Origin of the sequence: Mesorhizobium sp., assembly GCF_004963255.1 — a bacterium.
Taxonomy (GTDB): Bacteria; Pseudomonadota; Alphaproteobacteria; order Rhizobiales; family Rhizobiaceae; genus Mesorhizobium.
The window spans coordinates 180,641-191,541 of sequence record NZ_SUGA01000006.1 but is presented as its reverse complement, the minus strand read 5'-3'; the positions used below and the strand labels follow the sequence as shown (position 1 = coordinate 191,541).

10 protein-coding genes are annotated in these 10,901 nt (G+C 65.6%); 4 read left to right on the top strand and 6 right to left on the bottom strand.

The window, feature by feature from the left end; genetic code table 11:
- Positions 1-215 precede the first annotated feature (215 nt).
- The 5 genes from E5X34_RS10085 to hutI form a co-directional block, all read right to left on the bottom strand.
- Positions 216-803, bottom strand: a complete 588-nt coding sequence (locus E5X34_RS10085; protein WP_292563626.1) for a HutD family protein — start codon at positions 801-803, stop codon at positions 216-218.
- 4 nt (positions 804-807) lie between these two features.
- The gene (gene hutU, locus E5X34_RS10080) at positions 808-2,481 is read right to left on the bottom strand and encodes a urocanate hydratase (protein ID WP_292563623.1); all 1,674 of its coding nucleotides are present in this window, start codon (positions 2,479-2,481) and stop codon (positions 808-810) included.
- Positions 2,482-2,506: 25 nt separating this feature from the next.
- Positions 2,507-3,325 carry an N-formylglutamate deformylase gene (gene hutG / locus E5X34_RS10075; RefSeq protein WP_292563620.1) on the bottom strand — a complete coding sequence of 273 codons (819 nt, stop codon included), beginning with the start codon at positions 3,323-3,325 and terminating at the stop codon, positions 2,507-2,509.
- A gap of 220 nt (positions 3,326-3,545) precedes the next feature.
- Positions 3,546-5,081: a histidine ammonia-lyase gene (gene hutH, locus E5X34_RS10070; protein ID WP_292563617.1), complete on the bottom strand. Its 1,536-nt coding sequence runs from the start codon at positions 5,079-5,081 to the stop codon at positions 3,546-3,548.
- The gene (hutI, locus tag E5X34_RS10065; protein ID WP_292563614.1) at positions 5,078-6,307 is read right to left on the bottom strand and encodes an imidazolonepropionase; all 1,230 of its coding nucleotides are present in this window, start codon (positions 6,305-6,307) and stop codon (positions 5,078-5,080) included. The genes hutH and hutI overlap by 4 nt, the downstream gene beginning before the upstream one ends.
- Before the next feature lie 96 nt (positions 6,308-6,403).
- Here hutI and E5X34_RS10060 point away from each other — a divergent pair, with 96 nt between their 5' ends.
- Both E5X34_RS10060 and hutC read left to right on the top strand, forming a co-directional pair.
- On the top strand, positions 6,404-7,759 hold the full coding sequence (locus tag E5X34_RS10060) for a formimidoylglutamate deiminase (RefSeq protein ID WP_292563610.1): 1,356 nt from the start codon (positions 6,404-6,406) through the stop codon (positions 7,757-7,759).
- Between the two features lie 12 nt (positions 7,760-7,771).
- Positions 7,772-8,518, top strand: a complete 747-nt coding sequence (hutC, locus tag E5X34_RS10055) for a histidine utilization repressor (RefSeq protein WP_292563607.1) — start codon at positions 7,772-7,774, stop codon at positions 8,516-8,518.
- 122 nt (positions 8,519-8,640) lie between these two features.
- On the opposite strand, the gene E5X34_RS10050 is transcribed toward hutC, so the two are convergent.
- A complete protein-coding gene (locus E5X34_RS10050; RefSeq protein ID WP_042646274.1) occupies positions 8,641-8,985 on the bottom strand; it encodes a RidA family protein in 345 nt (114 codons plus the stop codon).
- 222 nt (positions 8,986-9,207) lie between these two features.
- Here E5X34_RS10050 and aztA point away from each other — a divergent pair, with 222 nt between their 5' ends.
- Positions 9,208-10,026: a zinc ABC transporter ATP-binding protein AztA gene (gene aztA, locus E5X34_RS10045; protein WP_292563603.1), complete on the top strand. Its 819-nt coding sequence runs from the start codon at positions 9,208-9,210 to the stop codon at positions 10,024-10,026.
- A complete protein-coding gene (gene aztB, locus E5X34_RS10040) occupies positions 10,026-10,901 on the top strand; it encodes a zinc ABC transporter permease AztB (RefSeq protein WP_292563599.1) in 876 nt (291 codons plus the stop codon). The genes aztA and aztB overlap by 1 nt, the downstream gene beginning before the upstream one ends.

Below are 10,901 nucleotides of genomic sequence, written 5' to 3'. Positions count from 1 at the left end.
AAAACCGGTTCAATTGCAATTGGTTGCATGACTGATCCGCCGAAAGTTTGTTCTGCGCACCACAACAGGGGCGTGCCCTTTCGACAGCTTGCGGGCGAACGCCCCTCGCTCTTCGCCCCCGGTTGGATCAGGGCAAGGAATCAGGCTTTTTCGTGATACATGCAAGGGGCCGGGCGATAATTCGCCCGCGCCGCGATCATGTTTGGCAACAGCCGTTAATGGTTGGCGGCAAGGCGATCGATCGCGATCACGAAAAGCAGCCCCTGCCCCTCAGGCTGGAGCCGCAATTCCGGGCTGTCGCTCTCGAGGATCAGCGTATCGAGCGGTCCGAGGCTCTGCCTGTCATCCGTGAGAAGCGTGAAGCCTGCGCTGACGGCCAGAACCAGCGTCGTGTCGGCGCGCGACGTGATGCGAATCTCGCCGGAGAGCGGCCTGCGCTCGACGGCATGGACCATGCGGCCACGGCGGGTCATGACGTTGAGATCGGTGATCGGACCGCCGATCAGCGCTGCGCTGGTCGGCACGTCGCCCGCAAAGGCGAGCGGCACTGACGCCGTGGTCAACCGAGCCGTCGGCTGGCCGGCGATATCGAGGACAATCCCCTCGCCTTCCAGCACCGAGAGCGTGCGATCAATGCCGGCAAAGCTGGAGAACGGCCCGCTGGTTTCGACGCGCGCCATGGAGATGCGCCAGTCGAACTCGTCGAGCCCGGCGCCGTCGGGCGAAACCGCGATCTCGGTGGTCGTGCCGCCGCCATTCTTCCACGGCATGACGCGGTAATCGGCGGCACGAAGGATGCGCATGGCTTCAGCCCAATATGCCCGGCAGGTTGAGCTGGTGCTCCTTGGCGCACTCAATGGCGATGTCGTAGCCGGCATCGGCATGGCGCATGACGCCGGTCGCCGGGTCATTCCACAAAACGCGCTCCAGGCGCTTGGCAGCATCCGCCGTGCCGTCGGCGACGATCACCATGCCGGCGTGCTGGGAAAAACCCATGCCGACGCCGCCGCCGTGGTGCAGCGATACCCAGGTCGCGCCCGACGCGGTGTTGAGCAGCGCGTTGAGCAGAGGCCAGTCGGAAACGGCGTCGGAGCCGTCCTTCATCGCTTCGGTCTCGCGATTGGGCGAGGCGACCGAGCCGGAATCGAGATGATCGCGGCCGATGACGACGGGCGCCTTGAGCTCGCCCTTGGCGACCATCTCGTTGAAGGCGAGACCGAGCCGGTGACGGTCGCCGAGGCCGACCCAGCAGATGCGCGCCGGCAGGCCCTGAAAGGAGATGCGCTCGCGCGCCATGTCGAGCCAGTTGTGCAGATGCGTGTTGCCGGGAGTGAGCTCGCGCACCTTGGCGTCGGTCTTGTAGATGTCCTCCGGATCGCCCGAGAGCGCTGCCCAGCGGAATGGACCGATGCCGCGGCAGAACAGCGGGCGGATATAGGCCGGTACGAAGCCGGGGAAGGCGAAGGCGTTTTCAAAGCCTTCGTCCTTGGCGACCTGGCGGATGTTGTTGCCGTAGTCTAGCGTCGGCACGCCGGCGTTCCAGAACGCCACCATCGCCTCGACATGCTCGCGCATCGACGCGCGCGCCGCCTTTTCGACCGCCTTCGGGTCCGAGGTGCGCTTCTCGCGCCACTCGGCCATCGTCCAGCCCTTGGGCAGGTAGCCGTTGATCGGGTCATGCGCCGAGGTCTGGTCGGTGAGGATGTCGGGGCGGATGCCGCGCTTGAACATTTCGGGCACGATCTCGGCCGCGTTGCCGAGCAGGCCGACCGATTTTGCCTCGCCGGCCTTGGTCCAGCGATCGATCATCTCCATCGCTTCGTCAGGCGTCTCGGCCTTCTCGTCGAGATAGCGGGTGCGCAGGCGGAAATCGATCGAGTCCGGGTTGCATTCGATGGCAAGGCAGGAAGCGCCGGCCATCACCGCCGCCAGCGGCTGGGCGCCGCCCATGCCGCCGAGACCGCCGGTCAGGATCCACTTGCCCTTGAGGTCGCCGTTGTAATGCTGGCGGCCGGCCTCGACGAAGGTTTCGTAGGTGCCCTGCACGATGCCCTGCGTGCCGATATAGATCCAGGAGCCGGCCGTCATCTGGCCGTACATCATCAGGCCCTTCCTATCGAGCTCGTTGAACTTCTCCCAGGTCGCCCAGTGCGGCACGATGTTGGAGTTGGCGATGAGCACGCGCGGGGCATTGGAATGGGTCTTGAAGACGCCGACCGGCTTGCCGGACTGAACCAGCAGCGTCTCGTCCTCGCCCAGCGTCTTCAGCGAGGCGACAATGCGGTCGAAATCGTTCCAGGTGCGCGCCGCCCGGCCGATGCCGCCATAGACGACCAGCTCATTGGGGTTCTCTGCGACCTCCGGGTCGAGATTGTTCATCAGCATGCGCAGCGGCGCCTCGGTCGTCCAATAGCGGGCGTTGAGCTTGTCGCCGCGGGGCGCACGCACTTCGCGAATGTTGTGGCGCGGATCGTTCATCATTGTCCCTTTCGAGTAAGGCGGCGCGTCAGCGCCCAGCCCATTCAATGGCGGTTTCGAGAATGGTTTTCAGCGTGGCGCGGATCGGCGCGGCATAGCTTGGGTCGTAAGGCACCGGCCAGTTTTCCGGCGAACCCTTTTCGGCCGGCTCGCGCATATAGCCGCGATTGGAGAGCTCCATCTGAAGCGCGTGGACGCCGTTCTCGGGCTGGCCGAAGCTTCTGGTGATCCAGCCGCCCTTGAAACGGCCGTTCACCACCCAGCTCTCGCCGGTCGCGGCAAGGATCTCGCCGACCTTTTGCTGCAGCGACGGATCGGTGCTCCTGCCGTCATTCGTGCCGAGGTTGAAGACCGGCAGCGTGCCTTCGAACAGGCGCGGCAGCACCGAGCGGATCGAATGGCAGTCATAGAGCACGATGTTCTCATGCATGCCGCGCAGCCGGTCGATCTCGGCCTGCAGGGCGGCATGATACGGCACGAAATAGGTCTCGCGGCGCTGGTCGATCTCGGACGGCGTCGGTTCGTCACCCATATTGTAGAGCGGATCGCCGTCAAAAGTGTCCGTCGGGCAGAGCGTCGTCGTCGCCTGGCCCGGATAGAGCGAAACGCCGGACGGGTCGCGGTTGACGTCAATGACGGTGCGCGAAATGGCGGTGTGCACGACGGTTGCGCCAAGGTCTGCGGCAAAATCATAGAGCTTGTCGATCCACCAGTCGCAGTCGCGCCGGCCAAGCCAGGTCGAGACCAGGCGGGAGTCCAGGCCCGCAAGATCGATGCCTGTGTGCGGGATCGAGACCAGCAGAGGCGCAGTGCCTCGGGTGACGGCAAGCCAGTTGGGCGAGGTCATGAGAGATCTCCCATCGCTGGAGTTCTACGGCGCCCCCCTCTGCCCTGCCGGGCATCTCCCCCACGAGGGGGGAGATTGGCGGCTTCGGCGCCTCGCTCGATCCTGTGACGTTGAAGGTTGGCGCAAGCCGGCGTGATATCTGATCTCCCCCCTTGTGGGGGAGATGTCCGGCAGGACAGAGGGGGGCGCGACAGAACTCGGTCCGACATGGTTAGCGTTCTCACGACGCAATCCCCGGCAGCGCGACCGCGCTCGCCGCATTCACCGCGGCGCCGCTGCGCACCATGGCGATCGCCTTTTCCATGTCGGGATGGAAATGCCGGTCATTGTCGAGATACGGCACCTCGGCGCGGACCAGCCTGCGCACCGCTTCCAGCGCCTCGCTCGAAGCAAGCGGCGCTTGGAAATCGCAACCTTGCGCCGCGGCCAGCAATTCGATGCCGATAACGGCGGTCGCATTCTCGATCATGCCGAGCAGCCGGCGCGCGCCGTGCGCGGCCATCGAGACATGGTCTTCCTGGTTGGCCGAGGTCGGGATGGAATCGACGCTCGCCGGATAGGCCTTCTGCTTGTTTTCCGAAACAAGCGCTGCCGCCGTCACCTGCGGAATCATGAAACCGGAATTGAGCCCCGGCTTGGGCGTGAGGAAGGCCGGCATGCCCGACAGCGCCGGATCGACCAGCATGGCGATGCGCCGCTCGGACAGCGAGCCGATCTCGCAGACCGCCAGCGCAATCATGTCGGCGGCGAAGGCCACCGGCTCGGCGTGGAAATTGCCGCCGGAGAGCGCCGTGTCGTCCTCGGCGAAGATCAGCGGATTGTCGGTGACACCATTGGCCTCGGTCTCGAGCGTGTCAGCGGCCTTGCGCAGCACATCGAGCGCGGCGCCCATCACCTGCGGCTGACAGCGCAGGCAGTACGGATCCTGCACGCGCTCGTCGTCGACGCGATGCGATTCACGGATGGCGCTGCCGGCCATCAGATTGCGCAAGGCATCCGCCGTTTCGATCTGACCGCGATGCTTCCGCAACAGATGAATGCGCGGATCGAAGGGGGCGTCGGAGCCCTTGGCGGCGTCCGTCGACAGCGCGCCGGCAACCAGCGCCGACTGGTAGAGCACCTCGGCCTCGAACAGGCCGGCCAGCGCAAAAGCGGTCGAGAACTGCGTGCCGTTGAGCAGCGCCAAGCCTTCCTTGGCGCCGAGCGTCACCGGCTCCAGCCCATGCGAGACGAAGGCGACCTTGGCCGGGAAGCGCCCATGCGGGGTAAAGCATTCGCCGACGCCGATCATGACGGCGGTCATGTGCGAGAGCGGCGCGAGGTCGCCGGAAGCGCCGACCGAGCCCTGCGCCGGCACGACCGGAATGACGTCGTTGGCGAGCATCCCTTGAAGCAGGTCGATGGTCTCGGCGCGCACGCCGGAGGCGCCCTGGGCGAGGCTGGCGAGCTTCAGCGCCATCATCAGCCGCACCACGGCGACCGGCATCGGCTCGCCGACGCCGGCGGCATGCGACAGCACGATGTTGCGCTGAAGCGTTTCGAGATCGCTTTCTGGGATACGAACGCTGGCCAGCTTGCCGAAGCCGGTGTTGATGCCATAGACCGGCTCGCCCTTGGCGAGGATGCGGGCGACCGCCTCGGCGCTGGCTCGGATCTTCGGCCGGCAGGCCGCATCCAGCTTCGGCACGGCACCGCGATAGATGGCGCGCCAGTCGGCAAGCGTCGCGCTGCCGGGCGTCAGGGTCAGTTCGGTCATTGTCCTCTCCAGATGCGGGCATGGAGCGGGTTGAAGCCCATGCGGTAGACGAGTTCGGCCGGGCGCTCGATGTCCCAGATGGCGAGGTCGGCCGATTTGCCGGCTTCCAGCGTGCCGGTCTTGTCGAGGAGCCCGAGCGCACGCGCGGCCTCGCGGGTGACGCCAGCGAGACATTCGTCGACGGTCATGCCGAAGAGCGTCGCGGCCATGTTCATGGTGAGCAGCAGCGAGGTGAGCGGCGAGGTGCCGGGATTGCTGTCGGTGGCGACCGCCATCTTCACGCCGTGCCGGCGGAACAGATCGACCGGCGGATTTTTCGTTTCGCGGATGAAGTAGTAGGCGCCGGGCAGGATCGTCGCCACGGTGCCGGCCTTGGCCATCGCCGCGGCGCCCTCTTCGTCCGTGTATTCAAGATGGTCGGCCGACAGCGCGCCATAGCGCGCGGCAAGCGCTGCGCCATGCAGATTGGAAAGCTGGTCGGCATGAAGTTTCACCGGCAGGCCGAGCGCCTTGGCCTTGTCGAAGACGCGCGCCATCTGCTCCGGCGAAAACGCGATGCCCTCGCAAAAACCGTCGACGGCGTCGGCGAGCTTTTCGGCGGCGACCTGCGGCAGAATGGTATCGGCGACGAGATCGATGAACGCGTCCTTGTCGCCCTTGGCTTCCGGCGGCAGCGCATGGGCCGCGAGACAAGTGGTGCGGATCGTGACCGGGCGCTCGTCTGCCAGGCGGCGGGCGGCGCGCAGCGATTTTTTCTCGTTGTCGGCATCGAGGCCGTAGCCCGATTTGACCTCGACGGTCGTGACGCCTTCGGCGATCAGCGCATCGAGGCGCGGCAGAGTCTGGGCGACGAGCTCGTTCTCGCTGGCGGCGCGCAGCGATTTGACCGAGGAGACGATGCCGCCGCCGGCGCGCGCCACTTCTTCATAGGTGGCGCCGGCCAGCCGCATCTCGAATTCATTGGCGCGGTTGCCGGCATAGACGAGGTGCGTGTGGCAATCGACCAGGCCGGGCGTGATCCAGCGTCCGGCGCAATCAACGGTCTCGGCGCCTTGCCCGGCCGCGAGCGGCATATCGGCCTCGGGACCGGCGTAGACGATAAGTCCATCGCGCGCGACGACCGCGCCATTCTCGACGATACCGAGACCGGCCGCGCCCTCAGCCATGGTCGCCAGGCGCGCATTGCGCCAGACCCGATGGCCGCTCTTCCCGCTTGCTCCACCCATTATCTTTTCCGTTTGCTTGGATAGCGATTATGTATATACATATTGAAACGCGACGCAAGTGATAATGTCGCTCGGACTTCAGATTCGGAGAGGAACGTGACGGCAATCTTTGCGGAACAGGCGCTGCTGCCCGAGGGCTGGCAAAGCAATGTCAGGATCGCCTTTCAGGACAGCCGCATCTCCGCGGCCGAGGCCGGCGCTTCGGCGCAGGCCGGCGACGAGCGCCATGCCATCGTCGTGCCCGGCATGCCCAACCTGCACAGCCACGCCTTCCAGCGCGGCATGGCGGGTTTGGCCGAATTGCGCGGCCCTTCGGCGGACAGTTTCTGGAGCTGGCGCGAGGTGATGTACCGTTTCGCTTTGTCGATGACGCCGGACCAGGTCGAGGCGGTGGCGGCGCAGCTTTATGTCGAGATGCTGGAAGCCGGCTTCTCGCGCGTCGGCGAGTTCCACTACCTCCACCACGACCGCGACGGACAGCCTTACGCCAACATCTCCGAGATGGCTGAGCGGATCGCGGCGGCAGCCGGAGAGACTGGCATCGGCCTGACGCTCCTGCCGGTCTTCTATGCACATTCGGCCTTCGGCGGCGCCGCTCCCAATGAAGGCCAGCGGCGATTCATCAATGATGTCGAACGTTTCGGACGTCTGCTTGAGAAAGCCCGCGAGGCTGTTCGTCCGCTTGAGCAGACCGTTGTCGGCGTCGCGCCACACAGTTTGCGGGCCGCAACGCCCGACGAGCTCAATTCAGTCGCAGCGCTGACGCCGAACGGTCCGATCCACATCCATGTCGCCGAGCAGGTGAAGGAGGTCGAGGATTGCGTTGCATGGTCGGGCCAGCGTCCGGTCGAGTTCCTTCTCGCCAACGCCAGGGTGGACAGCCGTTGGTGCCTGATCCATGCCACGCATATGACCGAGGCCGAAACGATCACCATGGCCCGGACCGGAGCGATCGCCGGGCTCTGCCCGATCACCGAGGCCAATCTCGGCGACGGCACTTTCGCGGCGCCGCTTTTCGTTGAGCATGGCGGCCGTTTCGGTGTCGGCTCCGATTCCAACGTGCTGATCGGGCTGCCGGACGAGCTGAGGCAGCTCGAATATTCGCAGCGCCTCGCCCATCGTGCCCGCAATGTGCTGGCGCATCCCGGCGGTTCCAACGGGCGCGCCCTGTTCGATGCGGCGCTCGACGGCGGCAGCCAGGCGCTGGGCGCCGGCTCGTCGCAGATTGCCGCCGGCGGCGCTGCCGATCTCGTCTCGCTCGATGCCGGCCACCCTTCGCTGGCCGGCAAAACGGGCGATGCGATCCTCGACACCTGGATCTTCGCCAATGGTAGCACGATCGATTGCGTCTGGGTGCATGGCAGAAAGCAGGTCAGCGGCGGCAGGCATGTCAAGCGCGAGGCCGTTGCCAAGCGGTTCCGCGAAGTCATGGCCGCATTGTCGCAAGGCTGAACGGACCGTTCGATGAGCCTGGTAGAGACAGACGATGTCGATGGCGGCGAGATCCTCTCGCTGCATCAGCGGATCCTGTCCGACATCCGTGAAAAGATCCTCTCAGGCGCCTGGGCGCCCGGCCATCGCATCCCCTTCGAGCACGAGCTGACGGCTCAATACAATTGCTCGCGCATGACGGTGAACAAGGCGCTGTCGCAGTTGGCCAAGGCCGGACTGATCGAACGGCGGCGCCGTTCCGGCAGCTTCGTGCGCCAGCCGCAGTCGCAGGCGGCGGTGCTGGAACTGCACGACATCAGGATCGAAGTCGAGGCACTCGGCCTGCCTTATCGGTATGAGCGGCTGGAACGCCTCAGGCGGCGCAGCAGTGCCGAGGACCGCGCGCGGCTCGGGCTTTCCGCCGCGGGTCCGGTGCTTGCGCTGGAAGGCCTGCATTTTGCCGGCAAGCGACCGTTCGCGCTGGAGCAGCGGCTGATCAATCTTTCAGCCGTGACCGAGGCCCGCGAGGAGGAATTCCTCGACATCGCGCCAGGCCCCTGGCTGATCGGCCGCGTGCCGTGGAGCGAAGCCGAGCACCGCATCCGAGCCATGGCCGCTGATGAGAATATCGCCGACGCGCTCGACATCGATCCGGGCGCGCCCTGCCTGGTGGTCGAGCGCCGCACCTGGAGCGCTGAGCACCCTGTGACGCATGTGCGGTTTATCTACCCGGCGGAAAGCCACACGCTGGTGGCAAGGTTTACGCCGTCACAGGGGTAGCGCCTCTTTACCCTCCCCCCTGTGGGGAGGGTCGCCGCAAAGCGGCGGGGCGGGGGTCGGCGCAGTCCCCCACCCGGGCCTTCGGCCCGACCTCCCCACAAGGGGGAGGTAGAAGGCAGGCGCTAGATCGCCGCCGTCACAATGATCTCGACCAGATATTCCGGCGTGGCCAACTTGGCTTCGCCGGTGGCGCGGGCCGGGGTGTGGCCCTGCGGCACCCACTTGTCCCATTCCGAGTTCATCTCGGCGAAGGTGCCCATGTCGGCCAGCCAGATGATCGCCTGGACGATCTTGGTCTTGTCGGTGCCGGCCTTGGCCAGCAATTCGTCGATGGTCTTCAGGATGTCGCGCGTCTGCGAGGCGACGTTGCCGCCGGGCTGACCAACCTGACCGGCCAGGTAGACGGTATTGCCGTGGATGACGATCTGGCTCATGCGCGGGCCGACATCGATGCGACGAATGCTCATTGAAGGTTCCTTCGTTTCTTGGAGTCGCGCTTGTTTAGAGTCCGGACCGCCCTGGGGCAAGGCCGGTGGCAGTGAAACCAATTGAGCCAATTGCCTGGTCCCTGCCCATCCGCCTACACGGCGAGTTGACCGGCCATGTCACAATTCCGCCGGACCGCGATGTTGACTAATGTAATAACATCACATATCGACAAGCTACCCGATTTCGCGGACCGACGCCTGATGACCAACGCCTGCCTGACCTTCCGCGACCTGACGCTCGGCTATGGCAGCCATCCGGCTATCCATCATCTGAACGGCGTCGTCCGCAAAGGCTCGTTGACCGCGGTGGTTGGCGCCAATGGCTCGGGCAAGTCGACGCTGATGAAGGGCATTGTCGGCGTGCTGAAGCCGATGGAAGGCACCGTGGTCCGCATGCCGGGCGTCCGCACAGCCTATCTGCCGCAGCAGTCGGAACTCGACCGCTCCTTTCCGGCGCGGGTCGTCGACCTGGTCTCGCTTGGCCTGTGGCCGAAGCGCGGCATGCTCGGCCGCTATACGAAAGAGGATCGCGAGTCGGTCAGCAAGGCGCTGATGGCGGTCGGGCTCGGCGGCTTCGAGACGCGGCCGATCGATACGCTGTCCGGCGGCCAATTGCAGCGCACGCTGTTTGCCCGCGTGCTGCTGCAGGACGCCGATCTCATCCTTCTCGACGAGCCTTTCAATGCGGTCGACGCCAAGACCGTCGGCGACCTCATCCAATTGATAAAGCGCTGGCATGGCGAGGAGCGGACGATCATGGTCGTCGTGCATGACCTCGATCTCGTGCGGCAGAATTTCCCGGAAACGCTGCTGCTGGCACGCCAGCCGGTCGCCTGGGGCGACACAAGGGAAACGCTACGGCCGGAAAACCTGCTCAAGGCACGGCGCTTCCATGAAGCCTGGGAAGAGAATGCACCCTGGTGCGAGCCAAGCGGGCATGATCACGCGCATGACCATGGGCACGACCATCATGATCATGCGCATGATCACCAGCACGGCTCCGGACCGAGGGCGGCGTGATGGAATTTTTCTACGGCCTGTTCATCGCGCCCTTCGCCGATTTCGCCTTCATGCAGCGGGCGCTGTTCGGATCGCTGATGCTGTCGCTCGGCGCCTGCCCGGTCGGCGTCTTCCTGATGCTGCGGCGCATGAGCCTTTCGGGCGACGCGATGGCGCATGCCATCCTGCCGGGTGCCGCCGCCGGCTTCCTGCTCTATGGGCTCGAAATCCTGCCGATGACAGTCGGCGGGCTGATCGCCGGCATCATCGTCGCGCTCGGCGCGGGCGCCGTCTCGCGCTTCACCATCCAGCGCGAGGACGCCTCGATGGCGGCCTTCTATCTCATCTCGCTTGCCGTCGGCGTGCTGATGGTGTCGATCCGCGGCTCCAGCGTCGACCTCATGCATGTGCTGTTCGGCACGGTGCTGGCGCTCAACAATGAGGCGCTGACCTTGATCGGCGGCATCGTGGCGGTGACGCTCGCCTGCCTCGCCATCTTCTGGCGTGCGCTGGTCGCCGAATGCCTCGATCCGCTGTTCCTGCGCTCGGTGAGCCGCATGGGTAGCCCGGTGCATTTCATCTTCTTGGGCCTTGTCGTGCTCAACCTCGTCGGCGGCTTCCAGGCGCTTGGCACGCTGCTCTCTGTCGGGCTGATGATGCTGCCGGCAGCCGCCGCCCGCTTCTGGACGGTGCGCGTGGAACCGATGTGCGCGCTCGCGGTGTTGATCGGCTTTGCCTCCTGCATCGCCGGACTGCTTTTGTCCTACCACGCCTCGCTGCCTTCCGGCCCTGCGATCATCCTTTCGGCCGGCGTCGTCTATTTCAGCTCGATCCTATTCGGCACGCGCGGCGTGCTGCGCGCCCGCATCGTGCATCACCGGCACCGCACCGCCTGA

Excerpts from the sequence above, each read along its gene's own strand:
- hutI (WP_292563614.1), bottom strand. The coding sequence starts at position 6,307 with ATGGGTGGAGCAAGCGGGAAGAGCGGCCATCGGGTCTGGCGCAATGCG.
- E5X34_RS10050 (WP_042646274.1), bottom strand. The coding sequence starts at position 8,985 with ATGAGCATTCGTCGCATCGATGTCGGCCCGCGCATGAGCCAGATCGTC.
- hutU (WP_292563623.1), bottom strand. The coding sequence starts at position 2,481 with ATGATGAACGATCCGCGCCACAACATTCGCGAAGTGCGTGCGCCCCGC.
- E5X34_RS10085 (WP_292563626.1), bottom strand. The coding sequence starts at position 803 with ATGCGCATCCTTCGTGCCGCCGATTACCGCGTCATGCCGTGGAAGAAT.
- hutG (WP_292563620.1), bottom strand. The coding sequence starts at position 3,325 with ATGACCTCGCCCAACTGGCTTGCCGTCACCCGAGGCACTGCGCCTCTG.
- hutC (WP_292563607.1), top strand. The coding sequence starts at position 7,772 with ATGAGCCTGGTAGAGACAGACGATGTCGATGGCGGCGAGATCCTCTCG.
- aztB (WP_292563599.1), top strand. The coding sequence starts at position 10,026 with ATGGAATTTTTCTACGGCCTGTTCATCGCGCCCTTCGCCGATTTCGCC.
- hutH (WP_292563617.1), bottom strand. The coding sequence starts at position 5,081 with ATGACCGAACTGACCCTGACGCCCGGCAGCGCGACGCTTGCCGACTGG.
- aztA (WP_292563603.1), top strand. The coding sequence starts at position 9,208 with ATGACCAACGCCTGCCTGACCTTCCGCGACCTGACGCTCGGCTATGGC.